Below are 26,123 nucleotides of genomic sequence, written 5' to 3'. Positions count from 1 at the left end.
GAAAAAGGCTTTTCCCGAAACGCCTGGGACGAGAAAGAAAAAAATAGCCTCCTCCTTCATCAACGAGCTTTTTCACAAAAGAAGTTTTGTCAACATAGTAAAAATTTCCAGAACGAATTTTTTCAAAACTCTGGATGCCGACAGGAAGTTTCTTTTTCATGAAGGTATTATAACAGGACTTTTCATAAATTATCCAGAAATTGCTTCACCCGAGATTGCTTCGGCTGCTAACGCAGGTCTGCAATGACTTCCATATTGTCACTGCGAGCGAAGCGAAGCAGTCTCACCAGTCACTAGATAGAAAAAGCGAGAGATTGATTCGGGGCTTTGCCCTTCGCAATTACAAACCCGGTTTCCCACCAAGGGCTCTTAAGTGACCCTACCAGGTCATTATGAGAAGGTGCAGAGCACCAACGAAGTAGTCCTTGTCCCGATCGCTAGCGAAGGGATCTGAGATTGCTTCGCCACTTCGTGGCTCGCAATGACCGGAAGGGAGGACTCGCAATGACTGGAAGGAGGACTTGCAATGACCGGAAGGAAGGCTCGTAATGACGATGAAGGGAGGTAAAGGCCTCAATAACGCTAAAGGGAAGACCTCGCCATAACGACCATTATTGTTACTGCTTGGAGATTATCGGGAAAAAGATTTTAAGATTTGACGACTCTTGACACCTCGTGCTATTTTTTTGATTTAAATATTAATAAAACTAGAAATCTTGCTTAAATAAATGAAAGATCTGTGGCTTGCAATCGTACTTGCGGTTGGCAACAGAGGCAACGAAGAAGTCTTTGCCCGAATGTTAGAGGTCGCCACGGTGGCTACGTCGCCTCGCGTGAAGTTCATGTAATACAAAAAATGCTCCCAAATAAACTCACAGAAGACTAAAAAGGAGCGCCCATGAAAAAAATTATAGCTGCTATGTGGAACAGCTATATTCCACCCCTTATGAGAGTGAGCCGAGAAGAAGGACTTTTTACCCTTAAAATGTGGGCCACTAAAAGGCTTGAAGAACCTGACACTTTAGAAGAATTTATAGCCGCCGCTAAAGAGGCGGACCTGGTTCTTCTCTACGCCACCTCTGATGGCTTCTGGGAGGAGCTTGCCAGCCAACTCCAAGAGCGCCTTCCCTATGTGCCAGTTATCTGGTCAGGTTTTGAGTCATCTTTCTGGGAGAGGTCTTTGGGAGGGATAGAGACCGGGGCTACTGTTTATCGCTACCTCCTTTACGGTGGAGAAGAAAATTTAAAAAATTTACTACGTTATCTTGCACGAGAAGGCCTTGGTATTTCTGTTGATTATGCCCTTCCAAAAGAGCTCCCCTGGATGGGCATTTATCACCCACAAGCCCCTGGCTATTTTGAGAGCCTTAAAGATTATCTCGCCTGGTATGGGGGAGATCCTGAGGCCCCGTGGGTGGGACTTCTATTTTCCAGACAATACTGGGTAAATGGCGATTTAGCTGTAGAGGAGACGGTGATAAAAGCCCTTGAGGAAGAAGGGATTAATGTGCTTCCTGTTTTTACCTACAGCCTGGAAGACAAGGCCCTTGGGACTAAGGGCAGCCGGGGGGCAGTTGAGGCCTTTTTCTTTGATGAAAAGGGAAAACCTGTTATTGACGCCCTGGTGAAGATGATACCCTTTTTTCTGGGTACTCGCTCACGGGCCTTGTCTGATCCCTCTGCCTCAACCTCTGGGGTAGAGCTTTTGAAAAAACTCAATGTCCCTGTGTTTCAGCCCCTTGGGCTTTATTCCCAAACCGAAGAAGAATGGAGTAAAAACCCAAAAGGCCTTGGTTATGAAATTAGCTGGGCCCTGGCTATGCCGGAGTTTGAAGGAGTAATTGAACCACTGGTTATACATGCCGTAAGTCGGGAGGAAGACCCTGAAACTGGAACCATCTTGGAGGAACGTAAGCCCATAAAGGAACGCATAAAACGCCTGGCAGAAAGGATAGCCAGCTGGCTGGCCTTAAGGCGCACTTCACCTGAAAAACGCAAGCTCGTTTTCGTGCTTCACAACAACCCCTGTGCTTCTGTTGAGGCCACGGTAGGGGGAGCAGCCAACCTTGATGCCCTGGAAAGTGTGGTCCGTATTTTAAAAGATTTGAAAAATAAAGGCTATAACATAGAAGACATTCCCGAAAGTGGTGAAGCCTTAGCCCAGGAAATCCTTGCCCGCAAGGCCATCTCTGAGTTTCGCTGGACCACGGTAGAAGAAATTGTAGCCAAAGGTGGGGCTTTAGACCTTATCCCCTTAGACCAATATCTGCGCTGGTGGCAGGAGTTTCCTGAAGAGGTGCGCCAGAAGATAGAAAACGCCTGGGGAAAACCTCCTGGTGAACCCAAAGACGGTGTACCTGCGGCTATGGTTTATAAGGGAAAGATAGTAGTTACCGGGCTTCGTTTCGGTAATGTCCTGGTTTGCGTGCAGCCCAAGCGGGGTTGTGCTGGCCCGCGCTGTGACGGCAAAGTTTGCAAAATTCTTCATGACCCTGATATACCTCCTCCTCATCAATATCTTGCTACTTATCGTTATTTTGAAGAGGTCTTTGGTGCCCACGCGGTAATTCACGTGGGCACCCACGGAAACCTTGAGTTTTTACCTGGTAAAGGGGCTGGCCTTTCTGAAAAATGCTTCCCGGATCTTACTATTCACCGCCTGCCGCATCTCTACATTTATAACGCCGATAACCCTCCAGAGGGGGTTATTGCCAAAAGACGAAGCTACGCCGTACTGGTTGACCATATGCAAACCGTTATGCAGGAGGCTGGCCTTTACGGCGAACTAGAAGTTCTCTCAAGGTATTTAGACGAATACGAAAAGTCTTCTTACGGAGATAAAGCCAGGGCCCATACCCTTGAGCATCTTATAGAAGACACCCTGAAAAAAGCCGGTCTTTACGAAGAGGTAAAAGCAGCGCTTAAACCTGGAGACGACTTTTCTAAGGTAGTTCAGGTGACACACGAAACACTTGAACGCCTAAAGCAAAGCCAGGTACAGGATGGCCTTCACATCTTTGGCGAAGTTCCCAAAGGGGAAAGGTTAGCTAAGTTTATACGCGCCATCGTCCGCTATGACTTAAACGAAAACCCGTCCTGGCGAAAGATATGGGAAGAAGATAAAGGCTGGAGTGCCCTGGTTGAAGGAGACTTGAGCCCTAACTTTTCAGAATACGCTGACCTATGGGCCCGGGTGGAGGACTTAAAGGCCCGTATTATGGCTTCTCGCGAACGTGAGGCCCTTTTACACGCCCTGGAAGGGGGTTATGTGCCTCCAGGGCCTTCAGGGCTTATTACCCGTGGGCGGGATGATGTCCTGCCCACAGGGCGCAATTTTTACTCCCTTGACCCGCGACGAGTACCTACCCAGGCGGCTTACAGGGTGGGCACCCGCCTGGCTGAAGCTGTAATTGAAAAGTACCTGAAAGAACACGGAAGTTACCCGGAAAACATAGCCCTTTACTGGATGGCAAACGACATCATGTGGGCTGATGGTGAAGGCATGGGCCAGATTTTGGCCCTGTTGGGGGTTAGGCCTATCTGGCAGCCAAATGGCCAGGTTAAGGGCTTTGAAGTAATCCCTCTGGACGAGCTTGGTCGCCCCCGGATAGATGTAACCATAAGGGTTTCTGGTATCACCCGCGATAACTTTTTTGACTGCATTACCCTGGTGGACAAGGCTATACAAACGGTGGCCTTACTTGACGAACCCCTTGAAAAGAATTTTGTACGCAAGCATACCCTGGCCAAGCTGGAAAAACTGCGGAAAAAGTTTTCTCCAGAAGAAGCCAGGCGGCGGGCTACTTTCAGGCTTTTTGCCTCAAAGCCAGGCACTTATCAGGCCGGAGTAAATCTGGCAGTCTATGCTTCGGCCTGGAAAAAAGAGCAAGACCTGGCCGATGTATTTGTTTACTGGAATGGCTATGCCTACGGTGAAGAGGCCTTTGGCGAAGAGGCCCACTTTGAGCTTACTGAAAACCTAAAAAGCGTATCTTTTACCTTCAACAAAACCGTTACCGACGAATACGATCTTTTTGGATGCTGTAGTTACTTTGGCACTCACGGTGGGTTAACCATTGCCGCCCGTGAGCTTTCCGGACACAAAATCCCGGTTTATTACGGAGATACGCGTAATCCTGCTCAGGTAGAGGTGCGCGACCTGGCCTCAGAAATTCGTCGGGTAGTACGCTCAAAACTTCTTAATCCCAGGTGGATAGAAGGCATGAAGCGGCATGGCTACCGTGGGGCAGGAGAGATTGCCAAACGCATCGGCCGGGTCTATGGCTGGCAGGCCACCACCCACGAGGTTGATGACCAGATCTTTGACGATCTGGCCAGGACTTATGTCCTTGACGAAGAAAACCGCCGCTTTTTCAAGGAGCATAACCCCTGGGCCCTTGAGGAAATTACCCGAAGATTCCTTGAGGCTGAAAGCCGCGGCCTATGGCAGGCAACCCCGGAAGTATTGCGAGGTCTAAAAGAGGCTTATCTTGAGGTTGAGGCCCAGCTTGAAGCCTCCATGCCGGTAGGAGAGATGGGCCCTCAGGGGGGCTCAGTAGACATTATCACCAGCGAAGAGGTGGCCAACTGGCAGGAAAAAATGAAAGAAATACGGGAAAAAATTACACTTGAATAGGCTTTGTTTTAAACCGGAGAGGGGAAAACAAGAGTTCTTTCCTGATAAGAAAAGCTTACAAAAGGGATTTCATATAATTTTTCAAGGGCTATTTGGACTTTCTCCGGGTTTTTAGGCAGTTCTCCCATTAAACGGCCGTTTTTAATAGTTAGTATGCGGTCTGCAAAGAGAAGAGCAAGATTTGGGTCGTGAAGGTTTAGCACCAGTGAAAGATTGTTTTGGCGAGCAAGCTGACAGATTTTTTTCATCACCAGAAATTGATGCCTGAGGTCAAGAAAGGCCGTGGGTTCATCAAGGAGAATTAAGCTGGCCTCCTGGGCCAGGGCACGGGCTACTGAGACCAGACGCTGCTGTCCGCCAGAAAGCTCTGAAAAAGGTCTTTCTGCCAGATGCTCAAGGCCCAAAATTTTTAAGGCCTTTTGAGCGGCTTCAAAGTCTTTTTTTCTAGGCTGAGCCAGAGGCGAAAGATAGGGCGTGCGCCCCATGAGCACGAAAGTGTACACTTTATAACTAAACTCAGGTCTAAAGTGCTGGGGGCAAAGGGCCATAAGGCGGTACAGTTCTTTGGGAGAATAATCTTCTAATGGCCGTCCCAGAAGGAAAATTTTACCTCTGTCTGGTTTAATAAGCCTCGCCAGACAGCGAAAAAGAGTGGTTTTCCCAGCACCATTTGGGCCGAGAACCACAAGAATTTCTCCCTCTTTAACGGCAAAGCTTATGTCTTTTAATATGTGCTTGTAATGGAGCTCTTTTACCTCTAGCATCAAGACCATTCCTTTGAAGTTTTACCCAGCAGATAGACGAAAAAGGGCGCTCCTACCAGAGCCGTCAATATGCCAACAGGGAGATCCATGGTGGTTAAACTTCGGGCAAGGGTGTCAGCTGAGACCATGATAGCGGCCCCAAGCCAGAGGCTCCCAGGAAGGACCTTTTCGTTTTCTGGTCCAAGAAACATACGCACAATGTGAGGCACCATAAGGCCTACCCAGCCTATTATGCCTGCAGCAGCTACCGTAGCGCCTACGGTTAAAGCTACAGCCATGATAATGAGCCCTCTTTCTCTGGCTACCGAGACTCCAAGAGTGCGCACTTCTTCTTCAGGAAGGGAAAGCACATTGAGCCGATAGCGCAGTAGAAACAAAACGACTATTCCTGAAAGCATAAAAGGGACGGTTTGTTTTATGGTTTCCCAGCGGGTTAAGGCAAAAGTTCCCATCATCCAGAAGACAATCTCACTTAAGCGATGAGGGTCTAGCAAAAACTTTATCAGAGAGACAATAGCCATAAGAAAGGCCGAGACCACCACTCCCGCAAGAATTAGCTTTAAACGGCTTTCTCCACCACCCTGCACATAAGCCAGGGTGTAGGTTAAAACGGCTGCCAGAAGGGCTCCTAAAAAAGCGGCTAAAGGGACAGGCAAAAACGGAAAAAAGGCCACGGCCAGGGCACAGCCCAGAGCGCCTCCTGCCGAAAGACCAATGAGATAAGGGTCAACCAGCGGGTTTTTGCATATAGCTTGAAGGGCGGTACCAGAGCTTGCCAGAGCTGCTCCACAAATAGCCGCCAGGAGAATCCGCGGAGCCCTTATTTCCCATATAATCAGATGGTTAAAATTAGAAGGCCATAAAAAGCCTGTAGGGCCAATTAAAAGGGCCCCCAGACATACCAGTAAACAGCAAAGAAATAGCAAAAACTGCTTCATGGATTGGTTATAAAACTTTCAAGTTGGGCTTTCTTTTGTTGAAAAAAAGCTTGGGTTATCACCTCGGGATGGAGTTTGGTACCCATCCATAAGGCAATTAAAACTGCCCTTGGAGACCAAGTTGACCATTCAGGAGCTTTATAAACCCTTTTGTTTTTTATGGCCTTAATAGATGATAGCCTTTCGTCTTTTAACAAGTAATAAGCATCGTAACGAGCGTTTCCCCAGATAAAAATAACCTCGGGATTCAAAATAACCAATCTTTCCAGGGAAAGGTCTATGTAGGGGCGGTCAAATACGTCGCCCAGGTTTTTACCGCCGGCGATACGGATAAGGTCTGGGACAACCCCCTGTTTTCCGGAAATGCGGGTAGGTCTTCCCCAGGTGAATATAACTCCTGGCTTATAAGCCGTGGCTACCAGGCTGTTTAACTCACTTAGAGTTTCTCTCATCAGCTTAATAAGCTTTTCGCCTCTTTTTTCTTTACCAAAAATGAGAGCTAGGTCATGGATAAGGCTAAACAAGTCTTTAAGGCTATTGGGAGCTATGGTGTAAGTTGGAATGCCAAGACTTTCTAAGGTCTGAATAACTCTCTGGTTGTAAGGCCAGGTTATTACCAGATCTGGTTTTAAGGAAACAATGGTTTCTATGTTTGGATTGGAAGCAGTGCCGACATTTACGAAACTTTTGACTTTATTTCCTAGTAGATCGTTTTCGTATCTGGCCCAGAGACTTATTCCCACTGTTTGGTGCCAGAGGTCAAGAAAAGGGATAATTTCGTAACCAACCAGGAAGACCGCTCTTTTAACTGGAGTTTCTATTTTTACGGTGCGATTTAAGGCGTCTTTAAGAGTAAGCGTTTCTGAAAAGCTATTCAGAGGAAAGAAAGAGAAAAGAACCAGAACCAGGAAAAATAGCAGGGATTTTTTCATACTTTTTTGTGGGGAAAAACGAAGAGTTCTTCATCACTGGCGCTAAGGATATCTACTATCCAGCGGTCAAAAAGATAGTTATAGTGGGCTTTTTCATAGTATAAGGCCGTATCAGAATAAACTTTGAAGGCCAGCTCTTCCATCTTATAAGGAGGAACTATAATTTCTGAGTTTACTGCTACCATGGAAAGGGCTTTACCTGTAATAGCTTGTAAGAGATATACGTGTTCACCAATATTTTCACAAGTTACCTTGAAATTCATTAACTCCAAGGCGTTTAGGGCACACGTATGGGTATAAGAATGCACAAAAAAGTTTTCAAAACCGGTAAATTCTTTCTCAAGCAGAAATTTTTTGAAAAATGAGCCCACACGCCAACCTAAAGCCAGATATGGGCATAAATGACCGTGCTTTTCTGCAATGACTTTTAGCTCCAAATCAACCAGAAGCATGAATAGCACTTTATTTGAGTTTGTGTTACATGTCAACGAAAATTTTTCCGAAAGATCCTTGCATTAGTTTTTGCCCGTCCCAGAAACCTGAGACTACTTCGCCTGTCCCGGTCTCCTCGCTCGCGGTGATAAACCGGGGCTGTCATTGCGAGCGAAACAATCTGATAATCCCTGAGACTGCTTCGTCGCGCTTGCGCACTCCTCGCAGTGACAATATGGAAAAGCTCCTCGCGGTGACAATGGGAAATGACCCTCGCAGTGACAGGGAAAGATGTCATTGCGAGCTACGCTCCCCTCCTCGTCATTGCTAGGCCTGCCAGGGGCGAAGCAATCTCGTCTAAGCAATCCTTGTTGCGAGGTGACACCGTCGCCGTGGCGATCTCAATCTGATATTTTAGAATTTTGCAAGGACTCTTAGAAGAAAAAATCTTTTCTCAACCAAATTTTTCCATTAGAAATTAAGGCTATCTTTGTAATGAGGAGGCAAAAGTGTTTATTCCTGAAGGGTTTTCTTTTAGCGCGGTAGCCAGTGGCATAAAAAAAGAAGCGCTTGATTTGGGGTTGATTTATGCCGAAAAACCAGTCCAGGGAGCCGGAGTTTTTACTAGCAATCTGGTTAAAGCTGCCCCGGTGCTTCTGGCTCAAGGGCTTTTGGCCAAAAGAAATGCCTTTCGGGCTATACTGGTAAACAGCGGTTGCGCTAACGCCTGCACCGGAGAAGAAGGGCTTAACGATGCCCAAGAAATTTCTTCCTATCTCGCTCAAAAGCTTAATTGTCTTCCTGAGGAAATTCTTCCAGCTTCAACCGGAGTTATTGGAGAACGTCTTCCTAAGGAAAAAATAATAGAGGCTATACCTCCTTTGATTGAAGGGCTTTCTCCTGATAAGTACCAAGATTTTGCCAAAGCTATCATGACTACCGACGCTTTTCCTAAAATAGCCAGTCGTCAAATTGAAATCTCTGGAGAAAAGATAAACATTTTAGGTATTGCCAAAGGAGCCGGCATGATTGCTCCTAACATGGCCACTATGCTTGCTTTTTTACTTACAGATACTTCTTTGGCTCAAGATAAAATATACAAGATTTTAAAAGATACCGTTGATAAAACCTTCAATAGAATCACCGTTGATGGAGATACTAGCACCAATGACACTGTTTATTTATTGGCAAGTGGCTACAAAAAGAAAATAGAAGATAGAAATATAGATAGCTTTAAAAAAGCTCTTTATGAAGTTTGTTACGAACTAGCTTCTTTTATTGTAAAAGACGGAGAAGGGGCAACAAAACTAGTAAAAATAAAAATAATAAACGCTGAAAACGAAAATAGAGCCGTTAAAATAGCTCAAACCGTAGCTAATTCTTTGTTAGTAAAAACGGCTTTTTTTGGAGAAGATCCAAACTGGGGCCGTTTTCTGGCTGCCATGGGAAGGGCCGGCATAAATTTTGATCCAAATAAAGTTGATATTTATATAAATGAAATAAAGATTGTTGAAAACGGTCTTGGTACAGGGAAAGAAAGTGAAAATAGAGCCCATCTAGAGATGAAAAAGCCAAATTTTGTAGTAACTATTGATTTAAAGCAAGGAAGAGCAGAAGCTCAATATTTAACCTGTGATCTAAGCTATGATTATGTAAAAATCAATGCCGAATACCGAACTTAGAGATAAAAACAAAGAAAAAAATAATAATTCTGAAGAAGAGTTAGGCTTTTGTGCCAAAGAAGGAGAATATCGTCCATTGAAAAGAGGTTGTCCTCATCCAAACGATTATTGTCCCCACAGAAAAGCCTGCCTCATTTATTTTATAAGCAAAGAAGGAGGCAATTTCTAGTGCGGATTCTTTTAACTAACGATGATGGCATTTTCGCAGAAGGCCTTTGTGCTTTGTATGACGCCTTATGTAACCAACACGAAATTTTTGTCGTAGCCCCAGAAGCAGAAAGAAGTGCCGTAGGTCATGCTATTACCATAGCTGACCCATTAAGGGTTAAAAAGGTCAAAAGAGGAAACATCTTTTTTGGCTATGCCGTTAGTGGCACTCCAGCTGATTGTGTAAAAATAGCATTAAAGGAGATTATTCATTCACCAATAGACCTAGTTCTTTCAGGAATCAACAGAGGCGCAAATGTCGGCATCAATGTACTTTACTCAGGAACAGTTTCAGCCGCTACTGAAGGAGCTATTCTTGGTTATCCAAGCATAGCAGTATCTCTAGATGAATATAAAGAACCTGATTACTGTTTTGCCGCTTATTTTGTTAGCTGCCTTCTGGATTTTTTAAAAGGAAACAAAATAAAAAGTAATTTTTGCTTAAATATAAATATTCCTTTTTTACCGGCTCACAAGATAAAAGGTATAAAATTCGTGCCACAAAGTACCAAACCTCTTATAGAAAGGTTTGAAAAAAGAATTGATCCTCATGGAAATCTTTATTACTGGCAATGTAGTGAAGAATTTACTGAAAAAGATCCAAATACCGATGTAGTAGCCTTGAAAGAAGGCTATATTACCATCACTCCTCTCTTTCACAACCTAACTCGTTTTGAATTGCTTAATAAAATTTCTTCCTGGAATATTCCTTTTTAATATATTTTTTATGTTTTAGGCTTGACATTTGTCTATATTTCTTTCTTAATAAAAAGAAAAAATAAAGGAGGGGTAATAGATGGCTAGAAAACGCAGCAGACCTATTACTAAAGAAGATGTAAAGTTTATCTATGAAAACTATCTTAACATGTCCGCCGCTGAAATCGCTGAAAAGCTAGGTATTAGCAAATTTCAAGTAATGAAAGTTGTCACTGAACTTCGCAAAAGAGGAGTTAACATTCCTAAAAAAGTCGGAAAGAGAGAAAACCCCATTGATGCTTTTGTTAAAGAGCTTAAAGAAGCCGGAAAAATATAGGTTTTCTTTCAAAAGACACCATCTCCCATCAAACAATTAAAGGAAGAAGGGATGTCTTTGGGCATCCCTTCTCTTGCTTATCTTTTTCTCGGAAAAAACTTTCTCATTAACATAGAGACTATTGTAAAATATTTTTAATTGACTATTCACCTGTCTTGAGACTGCTTCGTCAGCCTTTTGGCCTCCTCGCAGTGACAAAGGGAATCATTGCAAAACACAAATGGCTAAGTCATCTCTATTAATAGAATAGAACATATTACATTTACAGGGTGTCATCGTGAGGCAACGTAGTCGCCGTGGCGATCTCTGATCCCTTCGCTACTCCTCGGGATAAAGATTGCTTCGCTACGTTCGCAATGACAATGAGAAGACTTGCAATAACAGTCCTAAAATTGTTATCTATCTTATGCTCTCATTTTCTAAATATCTCTAATCCAAGTTATCTAAAAAATTTCATTCAACCAAACTATTCTAAAAAGCGTTGACAATTGATTTTCAAGAGATATGCTCTTTTTATCCTCTGAAGGAGGCATATTATGGATTTTGAAGCAGTAATCGGCCTGGAAGTACATGCCCAGCTCCTTACCAAGAGCAAGATTTTTTGCTCCTGCTCCACCGAGTTTGGGGCTGCCCCTAATTCTCATGTCTGCCCCGTCTGTTGTGGTATGCCAGGCACTTTGCCGGTGCTTAACAAACGAGTGGTAGATTTTGCCATAAAGCTGGCCCTGGCTACCAAGGCCAGAGTAAATCCCGTTTCTGTTTTTGCCCGAAAAAATTATTTTTATCCTGACCTGCCGAAAGGCTACCAGATTTCACAGTATGAACTTCCGCTAGCTGAAGGCGGCTATATAGAAATAGAAGTTAACGGCGCAAAGAAAAAGGTCGGGCTGGTGCGCATCCACATGGAAGAAGACGCTGGAAAGCTTATTCACGATGAAACACGCCCGGTCTCTTATGTGGATCTTAACCGCACCGGTGTGCCTCTGCTTGAGATTGTCAGTGAGCCTGATATGCGCTCCCCTGAAGAAGCCGTGGCCTACCTCAAAAAGCTTCGCTCTATTCTGCGTTATCTTGAAATATGTGACGGAAACATGGAAGAAGGAAGTCTTCGTTGCGACGCTAATATCTCTGTCCGTCCTAAAGGCAGTGATAAGTTTGGCACCAAAGTAGAACTTAAAAACATGAACTCTTTTAAACACGTGCAAAAGGCCCTTGAGTATGAAATAAAACGCCAGATTGCTCTAATTCTTGACGGTAAAGAAGTTATCCAGGAAACAAGACTTTTTGATGTTTCCCGTGGTGTCACCCAGTCTATGAGAGGGAAAGAAGAGGCCCATGATTATCGTTATTTCCCTGATCCAGACCTTGTTCCCATTGAAATAGACGACAACTGGATAAAAGAAGTTGCTGAAACCTTACCTGAGCTTCCTGATGCCAAAAAAGAACGCTTCATTAAAGAGTACAATCTGCCAGAGTATGACGCCGAGATTATTACCTCTTCGCGAAAGTTAGCAGAATTTTTTGAGGCCTGTGCCAAAGCCCTTCCCAAACCCAAGCTTATAAGTAACTGGATAATGACCGAAGTTTTAAGGGAATTAAATAAAGAAGGCAAAGAAATAGACGAAACTAATTTAACCCCTGAAAACTTCGTTGAACTGTTAAAACTCCTTGATGAAGGCGTAATCAGCTCCACAGTAGCCAAAAAGATATTCCCAGAAGTCTATAAAGGAGCAAACCCTGCCAAAATAGTTGAAGAAAAAGGCCTTAAACAAGAAAGCGACGAAGCCGCTCTTGAGGCCCTTTGCCAGAAGATACTGGAAGCCAACCCCAAAGAAGTTGAAAAATATCGCCAGGGTAAAAAGAACGTTATTGGCTTTTTTGTAGGCCAGGTAATGAGGGAAACAAAGGGTAAGGCCAATCCCAAAATAGTCAATAAAATACTTACTCGTTTGTTGGAGCAGTAATGCCAGAGTATCTTCCACCAAACCTTGATATAATTCGGCCTATTTTGTGGGACAGCCGCGGTTTACGTCTGCTTGACCAGCGGCTTCTCCCCTGGCAAGAAAAATATCTACGCCTGCGCACTCCTCAGGAGGTAAAAAAGGCCATTAAAGACATGGTTGTGAGGGGGGCACCAGCCATTGGGATTACCGGAGCCATAGGGCTGGTTCTGGGTGCTGAAAAAATTAAGGCCAGAAGCAAGCGGGATTTCCTGGCTAAGTTTAGAAGAATAGCTGAAAGCCTTAAAAAAGCACGCCCTACCGCGGTTAATCTTTCCTGGGCCATTGATCGCCTGCTTAATAGGGCAGAAGACCTTAATGTTTCTTTAGAGGAAGTAGTGGAAATTTTGAGGGCTGAGGCCCTAAAGATCTGGGAAGAAGACATAGAGGCCAACAAGGCCATGGGGCGCTTTGGGGCCAAGCTTATACCTGACAACGCCACGGTGCTAACCCATTGTAACGCTGGAGCCCTAGCCACAGGGGGTTATGGTACGGCCATAGGCGTTATCAGGGCTGCTTATGAAGCTGGCAAAAATATAAAGGTTCTCGCTGATGAAACACGCCCCTGGCTCCAGGGAGCACGCCTTACGGCCTGGGAACTAAAAAAAGTAGGTGTCCCGGTGGAAATTATACCTGATGTTGCGGCTGGCTCTCTTATGGCCCAAGGCAAAGTCCAGGCCATTGTAGTAGGGGCAGACCGCATCGCGGCCAACGGTGACGTGGCCAACAAAATTGGCACTTATTCTCTGGCTGTGCTTTCCAAAGAAAACAAAATCCCCTTTTACATAGCGGCTCCTCTTTCCACTATTGATATGGCTACCAGCAGCGGCCAGGATATCCCTATTGAATGGCGTGACCCCAAAGAAGTACTCTATTGTGCAAAAAAAAGAATTGCCCCTAAGGGAGTATCCGCTCTAAATCCGGCCTTTGATGTTACGCCGTCTCACTACATTTCGGCTATTATTACGGAAAAGGGCGTGGTTCAACCGCCTTACACCGAAAGCCTTAAAATCTTGTTCGGGGTGTAGGAAATGGACTTTTTAGCCCTCGCTAAAGCTTCAGCTCTGGCAGCAGGGAGGCTCCAGCGAGAATTTTTTGATAAAGAGGTAGAAATCCGCCGTAAAGGTGAAATTGACCTGGTAACTGAAGTAGATTTAAAGAGTGAAAAGCTCATTGTGGATATTTTAAAGGCTTCGGGGATACCTGTTTTAGGTGAAGAGGAAGCCAAGGCCGAGCCTGTAGGGCGTTACTGGCTGGTTGACCCTTTAGACGGCACCACCAATTATGCCCATCGTTTCCCCTGGTTTGCCCCAAGTATTGCCCTTATGGAAGACAAGCAGCCTGTATTGGGAGTCATTTACCATGTCATGCTTGATGAACTTTTCTGGGCTGAGCGAGGGAAGGGGGCTTATCTAAATGGTAGGCGGCTCAGTGTTTCGCGTATAGATGACCTTAACAACGCTGTTCTGGCTACAGGTTTCCCTTACGGCATTCACGAGGATCCAGTCAAGGTGGTTAAGGCTTTCCACGATTTTTTGGTAAAGGCACAGGGAGTAAGGCGCGCTGGGGCAGCTGCCCTTGACCTGGCCTATGTAGCCTGTGGACGCCTGGATGGTTTCTGGGAACCGCATCTTAAACCCTGGGATACCGCGGCTGGCATACTACTGGTAGAAGAAGCTGGCGGAAAAGTCAGCAACTACCTGGGGGAACCTTACGATCCCTTTCAAAACCATATTGTGGCCTCAAACGGCCTTATACACAAAGAAATGACGAAAATTGCCTCTAAATACCTACCATGAAAAAAGAAAAAACCTGCCCTAAATGTGGTGAAGTTGTTGAAATTTATAAAAATCCCTTTCCTACAGTGGATATAATTATTGAGATAGACCAAAAAATCGTTCTCATTAAACGCAGGAATCCTCCTCTGGGTTGGGCACTCCCTGGTGGTTTTGTGGATTATGGAGAAAGCCTGGAAGATGCTGCCAGACGCGAAGCCTATGAAGAAACAGGCCTTGAGGTAGAACTGGTTTGCCAGTTTTATACTTACTCTGACCCTGGGCGGGATCCGCGGTTTCACACCATAACCACTGTTTATGTGGCTAAAGCCCAGGGTGAACCCAGGGGAGCTGATGATGCCGCCTTAGCCAGACTTTTTTCTCTGGACGAAATACCATTTAATGAGCTAGTCTTTGACCATGGAGATATTATTGCCGATTATATAAAATGGAAGTATGGAAAAAGAGAATTTTTGCCTGGAAAGGCCCGCAAAAACAAGATTTCTCGTTGTTGAAGATGACCCTCTCACCAGAAAGCTTATAGCGTCTTTTCTAGCCCACCATGACTGCCCTTGTGACACCGCTCCTGATGGTCAAAAAGCCCTTGACTTAATTAAAGAAGGGCAAAATTATACCTTGATAATAACCGATATTTTTATGCCCAATATGGATGGCTTAACCTTGATAAAAAAAGTTAAAGAGATAAATCCAGCTATAGATATTATTGCTATTACGGCCTACGGACAAAAAATCAAGTACAAAGATGTAATAGAAGCTGGAGCCAGTGACTTTATTCGCAAACCATTTGAGCTAGATGAGCTTGAGGCCAAGATAAAACGCATATTGCGTGAAAGAGAACTGCGCGCCAAACTGGAACTTTTAACCAGGCAGGACCCACTTACCGGGATATTTAATCGCCGTTATTTTGAAGAAAAACTAGAAGAGGAGTGTTATAAGGCCTGGCGCCAAAAATATCCCTTACACCTTACCATGTTTGATGTAGATATGTTTAAACAATTTAATGATACCTTTGGGCACCAGGCTGGAGATCATCTTTTAAAAAAGCTGGCAAACATAATAGTTTCTTCTACCAGGCGTTATGTGGACCTTCCTTTTCGATACGGGGGAGATGAGTTTGTTTTAATTTTACCTCAGTGTAATACCGAAGCAGCCTGCAAGGTGATCAGGCGCATTATAAACCGATTTAAGCAAGAAGATGTTGCTCCTGCTAGTCTTTCCGCGGGGATAGCCCGTTTTATTCATACTGAAGGAAAAAAAATTCAAGAAAGTATAGATGATCTTATCTTTCGGGCGGATGAGGCCCTTTATGAAGCCAAAAGAAAGGGTGGGAATATATTAGTCGTTGATCCGCTAACATCCAATTTTTCTTCTTAAAACCGGCCATTACTATCCTTGATTATTTTAATTAAAACAACTTATGGTTTCTGTAAATGAATTGCAATTTGGGAGGTTTTTTATGAAAAAGCTCTGGTGGGCAATATTTTTGTTCTGGGTGATGAAGGTTTCAGCTGGGGCTGCAACCGGGCCAGGCTTGCCGAAATATTTTAAACCTGCACCGGCCACTGTGGACCATAGCAAATTTGAGATTTTAAAAAAAGATTTTAAATCTCCTGAAGAGGTTACCAGGGCCTGTTTATCCTGCCATAACAAAGCGGGAAAACAAATTCATAAAAGTTTGCACTGGACTTGGACCTGGAAAGGAAAAAACAACCGCTTAATGGGAAAGGCCCACGTAATAAACAATTACTGAATCTCGGTGGTTTCTAACTGGTGCAGGTGCACCAGTTGTCATGCTGGTTACGGGTGGAAAGATAAAAATTTTGACTTAAGCCAAGAAGAAAAAATAGATTGTCTGGTATGTCACGACACTACAGGGACCTACAAAAAATTTCCCACTGACTGTGGCTATCCGCCTCTCAAAGACAAAGTCTTTGCCGGAAAAAAACTGTTTAAAGCTGTTAATCTTTCCTTTATAGCCCAAAATGTAGGGCGCAGCAGCCGGGAATCCTGTGGTAAGTGCCACTTTTTTAGCGGAGGTGGAGACGGCGTAAAAAGGGGAGATACAGATTCCACGCTAGTTAAAGCCTCTAGAAAACTTGATGTCCACATGGATGCCAAAGGCCTAAACTTTTCTTGTGCCACCTGCCATACAACTCTGGCCCACCAGATAGCCGGAAGACATTACGATACCCCTGCTCCTGGCAAAAGAAACTTGGCCTTACCCAAAGACGAAGGCTATCGTCTCAAATGCGAATCTTGCCACGGAGCCAGGCCCCATAAGCCGGAGAAGGGGCTTTTTGATTGGCGTTTAATCAAGCTTAATGACCACACTGATAAAGTTGCCTGCCAAACTTGCCATATCCCCTTTTATGCCAGGGGTAAACCCACCAATACTTATTGGGACTGGTCCACCGCTGGCCGCTTTAATAACGGAAAACCTATTGTGGAAAAAAGCCCTTTAGGACCACCCTCATATCATACCAAAAAAGGGACCTTAAAGTGGGGACGCAACCTGGTACCAGAATATTTCTGGTACAATGGAACTTTTTCCTATCTCCTTCCTGGTGAAAAAGTTGAAGCAAATGAGCCTATAACTTTAATAAAACCCAATGGGAGTCCGGAAGACAAAGAATCTCGTATCTATCCCTTCAAAGTTCATTTAGGGAAGCAGCCTTATGACCCCCAAAATAAGCTTATAATTATTCCCAAACTATTTGGCCCCAAGGGAAGTGGGGCTTTTTGGGCAGATTTTGACTGGATCAAGGCCTCCAGGGCAGGAATGGCCGAAGCTGGCCTTCCTTTTAGTGGCAAGGTCTCTTTTGTAGAAACAGTACAATACCATGCGCTTTCTCACATGGTAGCCCCCAAGGAGGACGCCCTAACCTGTGCTTCTTGCCACACCAGAAAAGACGGCCGTCTGGCCAAAATAAAAGGTGTCTATCTTCCCGGCCGAGATTTTTCTCCCTGGCTGGACCGTATCGGCTGGCTGGCCTGCATATTTGCTTTTATAGGGGTAACCATTCACGGCGGATTGAGAATTGTTTTAGCCCGAAAGAGCAGAAAGGAGGATTAGTAATGAAAGAAAGATTATATCTCTATACACGCTTTGAACGCTTTTGGCACTGGACCCAAGCTTTATTAATAATTTTCCTTTTATTAACTGGTTTTGAGATGCATGGAACCATCTCTATTTGGGGATACGAAAAAGCTTATATCTGGCATGTTTATGCCGGTTTTGCGCTGATAGTGTTAACTGCTTTTGGCATTTTCTGGCATTTTACCACCGGGGCGTGGCAGCATTACGTACCGGTAAAAGAAAAAATCTCCCAAATAATCCACTATTACACCAGGGGAATTTTTTACGGAGAACCCCATCCCTTTGAAAAAAGGCCAGACCAAAAACTTAATCCATTACAGCGCGTAGCTTATCTCTTTTTGAAAGTAATTCTGTTTCCTCTGCAGTTACTTACGGCCTTTTTGCTTCTTTTTTATGAATGGTGGCCTCACTTAGGTATAAACTTAAATTTACAGCAAGTGGCCCTTTATCATACTGCTGGGGCCTTTGCCTTTCTATTTTTTCTTATTGTGCATGTTTATTTATCAACCACCGGGAAACCATGGTATAGCCATTTAAAAGGTATGTTCTTGGGCTGGGAGGAAATAGAAAAAAATTAATGGGCTAAAAAGGCTCTCACCGCCTCTTCGCGCGGTTGAATGCCTTTAAGAACCACTTTGATTTTTTCTCCTGGCTGAAGCCTTAAGCTCGGCGGGAGGGGCACATCTACGGTGAGCATGAAGTCTAACAACAAAACTTTGGCCTTGCGCTGGTGAATATCTATAACCAAGGCCTCTAAGGGACGGTTACGAGCATTTTCTTTGAGATATTTGAGCAACCAGTAGCGATAGGTCCTGTTTTTAACAGTGTTCACCACCTCTAAGGCCCGAGATATTTCTTTAGTAAATTCCTCTATATCTTCCAGACTGAAGCGGGGCTTTCCTGTTTCCAAAAAGTGGCAGAGCTGGTGTTCTATAATAAGATCTACCACCCGGCGAATCGGTGAAGTCACCGTAGTATAACAGGGAAGGCCTAGACCATGGTGAAATTCTGGAGAAAGAAGCATCTCACCGCGGGAAAGCTGCCTTAGTTGCATGAAGTTCAGAAAAATATCCTGTTCCCCTCCAGAGATTAGACGTTCTTTAGGCTTAGGCTGGCTGCGATAAATGGCCGGAATCTGGTTTTCTTTTAGAAAAAGAGCCGCCACATAGTTAGCAAGAATCATGTATTCAGAAATTAAAAATCTCGCACCGGTAATTTCTATGCGTTCAAGGATGATGCGGCCGTCTTCCACCCTTAAGTTTATTTCTGGTAGATAAACAGGCAGCGCCCCGGCTTTTAGCCGCCTATCAAAAAGTTTTTGGGCCATTTCATAAAGGGGTTTAAGGTCTGACTGAAGTAGCTGGTCTGCCTCATCGTAAGTAAGCCTTTTAGCCACTTTTATTATTGAGCGTGTCAGACGAAATTTTTTTATTTCACCGCCAGGAGAAAGTTTTATGATAAAAGATAGCGCTGGGCGCTCTTTACCCGCTATGAGACTTGCGGCTTCTTCAGAAATGATTCGCGGAAGCATGGGGATAATACGATCAGGCAAATAAATGGTTGCTCCTCGGTTTAAGGCTTCACGGAAAATAGGAGACTCAGGGGGAACAAAAGCTGAAACATCGGCAATGTGGATACCAACTTCAAGTTCTTCATCATTTTGAACAAAATGGATGGCATCATCAAAGTCTCTCGTTTCCGGCCCATCTATAGTCACAGGGGAAAGATTAGTCAGGTCCTCGCGTCCTTCACGGCTAAAGCTCCTGGAAGCTATCTCCTGGGCAGCTTCTTCCACCTCTTTAGGAAAATCTTCTTGTATGTCAAAACGCAAAAGCTCAAGGTTTTCGTCTTCAGTAAAGATTCCAGTTGAAACCAGAATTTCAAAGATCTTAGAAGGTCTATCTGCTCCCACTCTTTTTAGTAATTCTTTGGTTTCTTTGGCATTTTGGGCCTCATCGCCAAAAAGCAAATATTCTTGCAGGGCTTTGAGCCAGTAGTTTTTTATCTCTTCTTTTATTTCGTAAGTTTCTCTGGCTAAAAGGGCTTTGAGCCAGGCTGCTCCCTGCTCGCGGCGAGCCAGGCGCTCAGCTTCTTTTCTTTTTGCTTCTTTTAAACGGGCTACCTCTTCACGAGAGGGGATGAAGATATTTCCTTCCTTAAAACGAAAATAAAGGCGGTCTTCAAGAACAGCTCTTATGATGGCAGCGGCGTGGTCATCGTCGGCGCCTTCTCCAAAATAGATTTCAGCCAGCTCTTCCGGGGACATTTCTTCTGCGTCATCAACCACCAGTTCCCATAAAGTTTCAAGGTCTATTTCTTGCTTCAGGGCCTCACGACGCTGATCTGCTTCTTTGATAATTTCTAATTGTTCTTGCCGATGCGGAGCCTTAAAGGCCCTTTTGGAGATATGTAAAATTCTTGTGCGTGGAAGAAGCTCTTCGCGGCCGGTCGGTAAAAGGATTCTTAAACGCCTGTCTTTTTGCCCTAGGCAATAGGCAGTCTGCACTCGCCCCTGTTCGGCAAATTCTATTAAATGTCCTGTAAGATCTTTTTCTTTCACGCCTTTCCTTTGGCCAGTTTTATCGCCTCTTTTAAGTCAAGAGAGCCGGTGTAAATAGCCCGGCCGGTAATTACACCTTCAAGTCCTTTTTTTTCAAAGGGTAAAAGCTTCTTAATGTCTTCAATGGTGGAAACACCTCCTGCCAGATATACAGGCAAGGTCACGGCTTCAAGCAGGGGAATAACTCTCTTTAAGTTAACCCCTTCTCCTGTACCGTCTCTGGTGATGTCTGTAAATATTAAGGCTCTAAGGCCTGCATCTTCAAGCATTTTGGCAAGGTCAAGGTAATGAATTTCACTTTCACTGGTCCAGCCCTCTACCGCCACAAAATCACCTCGCACATCGAGGCTTACCACAATCCTTTGAGGGAAAAGGCGAGCAGCTTCACGCACTAGCTCTGGCTCTCGGCAGGCAATGGTGCCTAAAATCACTCTGTCAACTCCGTCAACCAAGTAGTCCTCTATAGTTTTAAGGTCCCTTATTCCTCCGCCAACCTCTACAGGCACCTCTATGGCTGATACAATTGCTTTAATTAATGCTCGATGGACAGCTTTGCCTTCTTTTGCGCCAGAGAGGTCTATAACGTGTATAAGTTCAGCTCCTGCCTCTTGAAAGCTTTTGGCAATGGCTATTGGGTCTTCACTGAAAATTGTTTCTTTTTGATAATCTCCCTGGTAAAGCCTTACACAACGATTGTCTTTAAGGTCAATAGCTGGAACAACAAGCATTGGTCACTCCCCAAATTATCTTGCTGATAAAGGCTTACCCCTATTTAAAGAAAATTTCAAATAGCCTTGACAAAAAAGACCAGCCGCTTCATAAAAGTAAATGAAAATCCCTTTCAAAAGGAGGCTGGCCATGCCTAGAGTTTTAATTATTGCCTGTGGGTCTTATGCTGATAACCAATTTGGCTGTCCAGGGGACTGGAAATGTTTAACCGGAGCAGCGGAAAAAAGAGGGCCTTTTGCCAATTATGATGATGACGTAAAAGTAATAGGCTTTTTAAAATGCACCTGTCCTGGCCGGGCTTTAATCGGCAATATCAAGGCCACCAAGGCTAAAGTAGATTTTGACGTTATTCACATGTCCAATTGTATGGCTAAAGCTGAGCCTACCTGTAAAAATCATGACTTAGAAAAACTTCCGGCCCAGATTGAAGAGGCTACAGGCATCAAAGTAGTTGTAGGAACCCATGATTTTGGCTAAACATGTTTAGCCTGGCCACCTGGAATGTAAATTCAGTGCGCATGCGACTTGAGCATCTTTTACGCTGGCTCAAGTTGCGTGCGCCAGAAGTAGTTTGTCTCCAGGAAACTAAAACCACAGACCAGGATTTTCCCTACAGCGAAATAAAAGACCTCGGATACCATGCGGTTCACGCCGGAGGAAAAGGGAGAAACGGAGTGGCTATCCTTGCTACGGAAGAACCCAGAGATGTACTTATCGGCTTCCCGGATATTGACGATGCTGAGGCCAGAGAAAGGCTCATAGCTGCCACCATTAAAGGGGTGAGGGTTCATTCGGTTTATATCCCTAACGGTGGAAGCGTGGGGTCTGATTATTTCCTCTACAAACTGGAATTTATCTATCGTTTAAGGGAATATCTGGAAAATCATTTTGACCCTGATCAGGATTTTCTGGCCCTTTGTGGAGACTTTAACGTGGCCCCTGAAGAAATTGACGTTTATGACCCAGAACTCTTAGCAGGCCATATTTGCTTTCATGAACGCGAGCGCACTGCTATAAAATTATTAAAAGATTGGGGCCTGGTGGATACTTATCGTGCCCTTCATCCTGATGAGAAAGGAGCCTTTACCTGGTGGGATTACCAGTTTGGAGCCTTTAAAGCCAACCGCGGTATGCGTCTTGACCATATCTGGGTTTCTCGTAAACTGGCCGCTAAACTAAAAAAAGCCATTATTGACCGGGAACCACGTGGCTGGAAACGACCTTCTGACCATACTCCGGTAATAGCTTATTTTGAGCTATGAGATACGAATTTTTACGTAAACTTTGTGAAGCACCAGGTGTCCCAGGGGCCGAAACCCCTGTAAAAGAAATTTTTTTGGAAGAACTAAAACCTTTTGTTGACGAAATAGAAGAAGACCCTCTGGGGAATATTTTACTTCATAAGAAGGGTCGGGGCCCCAAAATTTTGCTTGACGCCCATTTAGATGAAGTAGCCTTTATGGTAGCTGGCCTGGAAGGGGCCTTTTTAAGGGTAGTGCCTCTTGGTGGAGTAGATCCCAAAGTTTTTTACGGTCAGAGGTTAATAGTATGGGGGCGCCAAAGGCTCCCCGCGGTGGTTGTTTCTCATCCCCCTCATATTGGTCAGGAAAAAAAAGATTTTAGCGTTGAAGAGCTGTATCTTGACCTGGGGCTTGGAGCCGAAAAGCTAGCCGATCTCGTTAAAGTCGGAGACTTAGTAACCTTCCCCCCTTATTTTGAAGAAACAGAAGAAGCCATTATGGCCAAGGCCCTTGATGACAGGGTAGGCCTCTTTGTAATAGCTGAAGCCTTAGCTCAAATAAATCCCAGGGCAGACCTTTTTATCTCTGCTACTGTGCAGGAAGAGGTAGGCCTTAGGGGTGCCCAGGGTTTAAAGATAAAAGAACCTTTTGACGCCGTGCTGGCACTTGAAGGCACCTTTGCCGCGGACACCCCGGGACTTCCTGCTCATTTAAAGGCTACCAAAGCCGGCCAGGGACCAGAAATCCGTCTTTCTGATGCCCGTTTTGTAGCTGACCGCCATCTTGCCCTGGGCCTGGCCGAGCTGGCCACTAAAAAAGGAATTCTCCATCAGGTAGTGGTAAAAAATAGAGGAAGCACCAACGCCACGGCTTTTCAGATAACTCAAGGAGCTACCAGGGCCGTAGCTGTTTCTGTACCTGTAAGGTATCTCCACACCCCTGTTAACCTGGCCTTTAAAAAAGACATTGAAGCCACTGTTGAATTGCTCAAGGCCTTTTTGGAAGACCCTCAAGATGCGCTTGCTTACCGTTGGTCTTACCCCTCATAGGCAAGAGTTTTTGCCTCCCTCCTGGGAACTCATGAAGGGCCATAAGGCCATTATCCTTGAGGAGCCTCCAGACCCCTATTTTTCTAAAGTCGTTAAAGGCGAAATCTCCATTCATGCTTACCTAGAAAAAATAGAAGCCGGCTTTCCTGAATACACGCGCCGAAACCTTGAATTTTTATCAAAGCTTTATCAAAAAGGGAAAATTTTATGTCAGGTTGAACCTTACCTTGAACGCTGGCTTATTATCCGTGAAATGCTTGACAGCGGCGTACCTCGTGTGGAAGTGCAAAACATTCCTGACCTTGCCGAGGTTTACCAGGCTGAACACGAAACCTTTGGCAAATTGCTTGATTATTACGCCGCTATGCAAGGGCCTTTTGATACCCTGGTAGAAAAAATAAAGGCCTTTGCTCAAGCGGACGCTAAACGCATTACCTTAAGAGACAAGATGCGAGCTCAGGAGATAATATCTTTACTTCACAGGCTTCCTGAAGATATGTCTGTCTATGTTGAAGCAGGTTATATCCATCTCAAATTGGTCTATTTTCTGGCTAAAGAGAAAGGGAAGCTCTTTCGTTTAAAAGTGGAAAACCTGCTTTTAAAGGCCTTAAAAACCAGGGGGTTTAACGGAGTTCTACCCTCGCCAGGAGATGGGCTTACCTCTTATTATCTTTTCGGCGGAAAACACCGTAATATTTCAGAAGACCTGCTGGCGGCAAGAAGCATTGTCTATATAAAATTAATTGAAAAAGAAGAACTTGCGCCAACTCCTGAAGAACCTTTTCCTCATCTCAAAAATGAACTCTTCTGGCGGCTTTTTGTGTGGCTGTTATCTTACGAGGACTGTAAAGTCCTTGATAAATTCATTCGCCTTCTACCTACTCCAAAAGCCAGAGAAATGGCGAAAAAACTTTTTCCTGAAGCCCATAAAAAAGCTGCTAGCCTGGCCGATAAGGCAGCTCTATAGTGAATTCAGCACCGTGCTCATAGTTTCGGGCCTTTATTTTGCCGCCGTGGGCTTCAATGATCTTGTGAGAGATTGAAAGACCTAGCCCGGTGCCTTTCTTTTTGGTGGTAAAAAAAGGCGTAAAAAGTTGTTTTAAAACATGTTCAGGAATTCCTGGGCCGGTATCTCTAATTATAATTTGAACAGTTTGTTCTCGCGGGACAATTTCAACGGTAAGTTTGCCGTTGCCAGTTGCACTCATAGCTTCCAGGGCATTCTGGAACATATTAAAAAGCACTTCTTTAAGGCGGGCTTCGTCAAGAAAGACTTTTACCGGCTTTTCTGGAGCGATAAGTTCTATCTCAATCCCTTCTTCTTCTAAACGAGGACGATAAATTTCTATGGCCTCCTGGCAAACGGTGGTTAAATCTGCTTCTTTTATCTCTAATTTTAGGGGTTTGGCAAATTCACTAATATCAGAAAGAAGCTTTTCAAGACACTTGATTTCCCGAAGGATTAATTCAAGTTTCTGTCTCTTTTCTTCAGAGGACTCCTTTTTAAGCAGAGAAAAAACAAAACCCCCGATGGCAATTAGGGGATTTTTAATATCGTGGACAATTCTTGAGGCGGCTATACCAACCGCGGCAAGCTTCTCACTTTCAAGTAGCCGCCGTTCCATTTCTTTTTCCTGGGTAACATCGCGAACGATAGCGGTGAAAATCCAGTGGTCGTCTATTTTGGTGGCAGAGCGGGAAATCTCAATGGGAAAGTCCTCTCCATTCTTACGTCTAGCTACTCCTTCTAATACTTTCCCTATAACAGGGGAATCTCCTGTTTTAAGGAATTCTTTTATAAAAGAAAAATGCTTTGAAGCTACCTTTTCAGGTAAAAGAATTGATAAGTCTTTACCAAGGGCTTCTTCTACCTGGTAGCCAAAAATTTTTTCAGCAGCCGGGTTAAAAAGGATTATTTTATGCTCTTCATCAATGGCAATAATAGCATCAGTAGCACTTTCAATTATACCCTCAAGCAGTTCATCACTGCGCACAACCGAAGATTTAAGCCAATACACCCGTTTTTCCATTTAGCACCCACGCTCAAGCCTTTCCTGATAGCGCTCTTTGATGCCTTTCACAACCTGGTGCGCCGAGTTAAAAGCCGCCATAATACTTCCTTTTTCAAAGACCAAATCACCCACTAAAAAAAGGCCTGGGATATTGGTTTCAAAATATTCGTCCACCTTAGGACGATTATCTTCCATTTCCACCCCTATAGCCCGTAAAAAATTATCCGGCGTGGCTCCTCCTAGGCAATAATAAACTGCATCAAAGACCATTTCCTGCCCGTCTTTAAAGCGGACCTTGACTTTGTTTTCAGGGGTAGCTGAAAGAGATTCAATATCAGTGTTCATTAACAGTTTTACTTTGCCGGCTTTAACTCTTTTTTCCAGCTCTTTTAGGTTTTGTTCGTTTATACGAAAAAATTGAGGGCGGCGATAGGAAAGATATATTTCTGCTTCATCACAAAGGAAACAGGCTGTTTCAGCGGCAGAATCTCCACCGCCAACTACCAGTATTTTTTGGGCCCCAAGCATACATTGGGTTTGAGTGCCAAAAAAAACTTTGTCTTTTACTTCTTTAGGGATACGGTATCTGGGTTTTACAGGTTTGCCAAAAATTCCTATAGCTATCACTACAATAGGGGCTTCAATAACCGTATCCTTCCCCGCCCATACTCGAAAACAATCGTTAGTTTTTTCAATTTTATAGACTTCCTGATTGGTACGCAGGTCTATTTTGTAGTCTTTAATATATTTTTCCATTAGTTCTAAAAATTCCTCTTTAGTGCAGGTTTCAAACCGGCAAATACCTTCGGGTTTTACTTCCTGGCCCTGCCATACCGCGTCAACCCGCTTACCTTTATGGTAATATTTTTGAATAGTATGACAGGGTCTTTCTTCCTTTTCTAAAACAATTACCGGCTCAATACCTGCGGCTTTGGCCTCAACCGCTGTAGCAATACCTGCTGGACCACCTCCTACCACCACAATTTTGGCTTTTTCCATGAGCCCCCCAAACAAA

25 protein-coding genes are annotated in these 26,123 nt (G+C 44.4%); 16 read left to right on the top strand and 9 right to left on the bottom strand.

What is annotated here, in order from left to right; all coding sequences use genetic code 11:
* Positions 1-160: AAA family ATPase (locus TH606_RS11280; RefSeq protein WP_157627814.1), on the bottom strand; the 160-nt coding region annotated here is incomplete at its 3' end.
* Between the two features lie 738 nt (positions 161-898).
* On the opposite strand from TH606_RS11280, the gene TH606_RS00455 reads away from it, so the two are divergent.
* Positions 899-4,636, top strand: a complete 3,738-nt coding sequence (locus tag TH606_RS00455) for a cobaltochelatase subunit CobN (protein WP_068540470.1) — start codon at positions 899-901, stop codon at positions 4,634-4,636.
* A gap of 8 nt (positions 4,637-4,644) precedes the next feature.
* Here the strand turns inward: TH606_RS00455 and TH606_RS00450 are convergent, their stop codons facing one another.
* The 4 genes from TH606_RS00450 to TH606_RS00435 are packed head-to-tail and all read right to left on the bottom strand — an operon-like array spanning position 4,645 to position 7,722.
* On the bottom strand, positions 4,645-5,400 hold the full coding sequence (locus TH606_RS00450; protein ID WP_068540468.1) for an ABC transporter ATP-binding protein: 756 nt from the start codon (positions 5,398-5,400) through the stop codon (positions 4,645-4,647).
* Entirely contained in the window at positions 5,400-6,338 is a 939-nt protein-coding gene (locus TH606_RS00445; RefSeq protein WP_068540466.1) for a FecCD family ABC transporter permease, read from the bottom strand. Before TH606_RS00445 ends, TH606_RS00450 begins: the two co-directional genes overlap by 1 nt.
* A complete protein-coding gene (locus TH606_RS00440) occupies positions 6,335-7,270 on the bottom strand; it encodes an ABC transporter substrate-binding protein (protein WP_068540464.1) in 936 nt (311 codons plus the stop codon). Before TH606_RS00440 ends, TH606_RS00445 begins: the two co-directional genes overlap by 4 nt.
* Positions 7,267-7,722: a formylmethanofuran dehydrogenase subunit E family protein gene (locus TH606_RS00435; RefSeq protein ID WP_068540462.1), complete on the bottom strand. Its 456-nt coding sequence runs from the start codon at positions 7,720-7,722 to the stop codon at positions 7,267-7,269. Before TH606_RS00435 ends, TH606_RS00440 begins: the two co-directional genes overlap by 4 nt.
* Positions 7,723-8,211: 489 nt before the next feature.
* On the opposite strand from TH606_RS00435, the gene argJ reads away from it, so the two are divergent.
* The 11 genes from argJ to TH606_RS00380 all read left to right on the top strand — a co-directional run bounded on the left by argJ (position 8,212) and on the right by TH606_RS00380 (position 18,095).
* Positions 8,212-9,384, top strand: a complete 1,173-nt coding sequence (gene argJ, locus TH606_RS00430; protein ID WP_197460472.1) for a bifunctional glutamate N-acetyltransferase/amino-acid acetyltransferase ArgJ — start codon at positions 8,212-8,214, stop codon at positions 9,382-9,384.
* Positions 9,385-9,552: 168 nt separating this feature from the next.
* Positions 9,553-10,308 carry a 5'/3'-nucleotidase SurE gene (gene surE, locus TH606_RS00420; protein ID WP_068540459.1) on the top strand — a complete coding sequence of 252 codons (756 nt, stop codon included), beginning with the start codon at positions 9,553-9,555 and terminating at the stop codon, positions 10,306-10,308.
* A 79-nt stretch (positions 10,309-10,387) separates the two neighbouring features.
* A complete protein-coding gene (locus TH606_RS00415; RefSeq protein ID WP_068540457.1) occupies positions 10,388-10,624 on the top strand; it encodes a MarR family transcriptional regulator in 237 nt (78 codons plus the stop codon).
* A gap of 536 nt (positions 10,625-11,160) precedes the next feature.
* Positions 11,161-12,588 carry an Asp-tRNA(Asn)/Glu-tRNA(Gln) amidotransferase subunit GatB gene (gatB, locus tag TH606_RS00410; protein WP_068540455.1) on the top strand — a complete coding sequence of 476 codons (1,428 nt, stop codon included), beginning with the start codon at positions 11,161-11,163 and terminating at the stop codon, positions 12,586-12,588.
* A complete protein-coding gene (gene mtnA / locus TH606_RS00405) occupies positions 12,588-13,652 on the top strand; it encodes an S-methyl-5-thioribose-1-phosphate isomerase (RefSeq protein WP_082863439.1) in 1,065 nt (354 codons plus the stop codon). Before gatB ends, mtnA begins: the two co-directional genes overlap by 1 nt.
* A 3-nt stretch (positions 13,653-13,655) precedes the next feature.
* The gene (locus tag TH606_RS00400; protein WP_068540453.1) at positions 13,656-14,423 is read left to right on the top strand and encodes an inositol monophosphatase family protein; all 768 of its coding nucleotides are present in this window, start codon (positions 13,656-13,658) and stop codon (positions 14,421-14,423) included.
* Positions 14,420-14,914, top strand: a complete 495-nt coding sequence (locus TH606_RS00395; RefSeq protein WP_068540451.1) for an NUDIX domain-containing protein — start codon at positions 14,420-14,422, stop codon at positions 14,912-14,914. Before TH606_RS00400 ends, TH606_RS00395 begins: the two co-directional genes overlap by 4 nt.
* Positions 14,856-15,794, top strand: coding sequence for a GGDEF domain-containing response regulator (locus TH606_RS00390; RefSeq protein ID WP_068540449.1), 939 nt, complete (start codon positions 14,856-14,858; stop codon positions 15,792-15,794). The genes TH606_RS00395 and TH606_RS00390 overlap by 59 nt, the downstream gene beginning before the upstream one ends.
* Positions 15,795-15,876: 82 nt before the next feature.
* Positions 15,877-16,170, top strand: a complete 294-nt coding sequence (locus TH606_RS11275) for a hypothetical protein (protein WP_082863438.1) — start codon at positions 15,877-15,879, stop codon at positions 16,168-16,170.
* Positions 16,171-16,176: 6 nt separating this feature from the next.
* On the top strand, positions 16,177-17,493 hold the full coding sequence (locus tag TH606_RS00385) for a tetrathionate reductase family octaheme c-type cytochrome (protein WP_197460471.1): 1,317 nt from the start codon (positions 16,177-16,179) through the stop codon (positions 17,491-17,493).
* 2 nt (positions 17,494-17,495) lie between these two features.
* Positions 17,496-18,095: a cytochrome b/b6 domain-containing protein gene (locus TH606_RS00380; RefSeq protein ID WP_068540447.1), complete on the top strand. Its 600-nt coding sequence runs from the start codon at positions 17,496-17,498 to the stop codon at positions 18,093-18,095.
* On the opposite strand, the gene TH606_RS00375 is transcribed toward TH606_RS00380, so the two are convergent.
* Together TH606_RS00375 and hisA are read right to left on the bottom strand one after the other, a co-directional pair.
* Positions 18,092-20,077: a ribonuclease catalytic domain-containing protein gene (locus TH606_RS00375; protein ID WP_068540445.1), complete on the bottom strand. Its 1,986-nt coding sequence runs from the start codon at positions 20,075-20,077 to the stop codon at positions 18,092-18,094. The genes TH606_RS00380 and TH606_RS00375 overlap by 4 nt on opposite strands.
* The gene (gene hisA / locus TH606_RS00370; RefSeq protein ID WP_068540443.1) at positions 20,074-20,805 is read right to left on the bottom strand and encodes a 1-(5-phosphoribosyl)-5-[(5-phosphoribosylamino)methylideneamino]imidazole-4-carboxamide isomerase; all 732 of its coding nucleotides are present in this window, start codon (positions 20,803-20,805) and stop codon (positions 20,074-20,076) included. Before hisA ends, TH606_RS00375 begins: the two co-directional genes overlap by 4 nt.
* 130 nt (positions 20,806-20,935) lie before the next feature.
* Between hisA and TH606_RS00365 the strand changes: the two genes are divergently transcribed.
* The 4 genes from TH606_RS00365 to TH606_RS00350 are packed head-to-tail and all read left to right on the top strand — an operon-like array spanning position 20,936 to position 24,063.
* On the top strand, positions 20,936-21,283 hold the full coding sequence (locus tag TH606_RS00365) for a CGGC domain-containing protein (protein WP_068540441.1): 348 nt from the start codon (positions 20,936-20,938) through the stop codon (positions 21,281-21,283).
* Positions 21,284-21,285: 2 nt separating this feature from the next.
* On the top strand, positions 21,286-22,068 hold the full coding sequence (gene xth, locus TH606_RS00360; protein WP_068540439.1) for an exodeoxyribonuclease III: 783 nt from the start codon (positions 21,286-21,288) through the stop codon (positions 22,066-22,068).
* Positions 22,065-23,096: a M42 family metallopeptidase gene (locus TH606_RS00355; protein WP_068540437.1), complete on the top strand. Its 1,032-nt coding sequence runs from the start codon at positions 22,065-22,067 to the stop codon at positions 23,094-23,096. Before xth ends, TH606_RS00355 begins: the two co-directional genes overlap by 4 nt.
* The gene (locus tag TH606_RS00350) at positions 23,062-24,063 is read left to right on the top strand and encodes a hypothetical protein (protein ID WP_068540435.1); all 1,002 of its coding nucleotides are present in this window, start codon (positions 23,062-23,064) and stop codon (positions 24,061-24,063) included. Before TH606_RS00355 ends, TH606_RS00350 begins: the two co-directional genes overlap by 35 nt.
* Here the strand turns inward: TH606_RS00350 and TH606_RS00345 are convergent.
* Both TH606_RS00345 and TH606_RS00340 read right to left on the bottom strand, forming a co-directional pair.
* A complete protein-coding gene (locus TH606_RS00345) occupies positions 24,035-25,126 on the bottom strand; it encodes a two-component system sensor histidine kinase NtrB (RefSeq protein WP_068540433.1) in 1,092 nt (363 codons plus the stop codon). The two genes, TH606_RS00350 and TH606_RS00345, sit on opposite strands and share 29 nt — an antisense overlap.
* Positions 25,127-26,107, bottom strand: a complete 981-nt coding sequence (locus tag TH606_RS00340) for an NAD(P)-binding domain-containing protein (protein WP_068540431.1) — start codon at positions 26,105-26,107, stop codon at positions 25,127-25,129.
* Between the last annotated feature and the right edge of the window lie 16 nt (positions 26,108-26,123).

The organism is Thermodesulfatator autotrophicus (assembly GCF_001642325.1).
In the GTDB taxonomy this organism is placed as follows: Bacteria; Desulfobacterota; Thermodesulfobacteria; order Thermodesulfobacteriales; family Thermodesulfatatoraceae; genus Thermodesulfatator; species Thermodesulfatator autotrophicus.
The sequence above is the reverse complement of the archived record's forward strand: the minus strand, read 5'-3'. Positions and strand labels throughout refer to the sequence as shown.

Excerpts from the sequence above, each read along its gene's own strand:
- TH606_RS00450 (WP_068540468.1), bottom strand. The coding sequence starts at position 5,400 with ATGCTAGAGGTAAAAGAGCTCCATTACAAGCACATATTAAAAGACATA.
- TH606_RS00380 (WP_068540447.1), top strand. The coding sequence starts at position 17,496 with ATGAAAGAAAGATTATATCTCTATACACGCTTTGAACGCTTTTGGCAC.
- TH606_RS00345 (WP_068540433.1), bottom strand. The coding sequence starts at position 25,126 with ATGGAAAAACGGGTGTATTGGCTTAAATCTTCGGTTGTGCGCAGTGAT.
- TH606_RS00400 (WP_068540453.1), top strand. The coding sequence starts at position 13,656 with ATGGACTTTTTAGCCCTCGCTAAAGCTTCAGCTCTGGCAGCAGGGAGG.
- TH606_RS00340 (WP_068540431.1), bottom strand. The coding sequence starts at position 26,107 with ATGGAAAAAGCCAAAATTGTGGTGGTAGGAGGTGGTCCAGCAGGTATT.
- mtnA (WP_082863439.1), top strand. The coding sequence starts at position 12,588 with ATGCCAGAGTATCTTCCACCAAACCTTGATATAATTCGGCCTATTTTG.
- TH606_RS00390 (WP_068540449.1), top strand. The coding sequence starts at position 14,856 with ATGGAAAAAGAGAATTTTTGCCTGGAAAGGCCCGCAAAAACAAGATTT.
- xth (WP_068540439.1), top strand. The coding sequence starts at position 21,286 with ATGTTTAGCCTGGCCACCTGGAATGTAAATTCAGTGCGCATGCGACTT.
- TH606_RS00365 (WP_068540441.1), top strand. The coding sequence starts at position 20,936 with ATGCCTAGAGTTTTAATTATTGCCTGTGGGTCTTATGCTGATAACCAA.
- TH606_RS00395 (WP_068540451.1), top strand. The coding sequence starts at position 14,420 with ATGAAAAAAGAAAAAACCTGCCCTAAATGTGGTGAAGTTGTTGAAATT.
- gatB (WP_068540455.1), top strand. The coding sequence starts at position 11,161 with ATGGATTTTGAAGCAGTAATCGGCCTGGAAGTACATGCCCAGCTCCTT.
- TH606_RS00440 (WP_068540464.1), bottom strand. The coding sequence starts at position 7,270 with ATGAAAAAATCCCTGCTATTTTTCCTGGTTCTGGTTCTTTTCTCTTTC.
- hisA (WP_068540443.1), bottom strand. The coding sequence starts at position 20,805 with ATGCTTGTTGTTCCAGCTATTGACCTTAAAGACAATCGTTGTGTAAGG.
- TH606_RS00445 (WP_068540466.1), bottom strand. The coding sequence starts at position 6,338 with ATGAAGCAGTTTTTGCTATTTCTTTGCTGTTTACTGGTATGTCTGGGG.
- TH606_RS00455 (WP_068540470.1), top strand. The coding sequence starts at position 899 with ATGAAAAAAATTATAGCTGCTATGTGGAACAGCTATATTCCACCCCTT.
- TH606_RS00355 (WP_068540437.1), top strand. The coding sequence starts at position 22,065 with ATGAGATACGAATTTTTACGTAAACTTTGTGAAGCACCAGGTGTCCCA.
- TH606_RS00435 (WP_068540462.1), bottom strand. The coding sequence starts at position 7,722 with ATGCTTCTGGTTGATTTGGAGCTAAAAGTCATTGCAGAAAAGCACGGT.
- TH606_RS00415 (WP_068540457.1), top strand. The coding sequence starts at position 10,388 with ATGGCTAGAAAACGCAGCAGACCTATTACTAAAGAAGATGTAAAGTTT.
- TH606_RS00350 (WP_068540435.1), top strand. The coding sequence starts at position 23,062 with ATGCGCTTGCTTACCGTTGGTCTTACCCCTCATAGGCAAGAGTTTTTG.
- TH606_RS11275 (WP_082863438.1), top strand. The coding sequence starts at position 15,877 with ATGAAAAAGCTCTGGTGGGCAATATTTTTGTTCTGGGTGATGAAGGTT.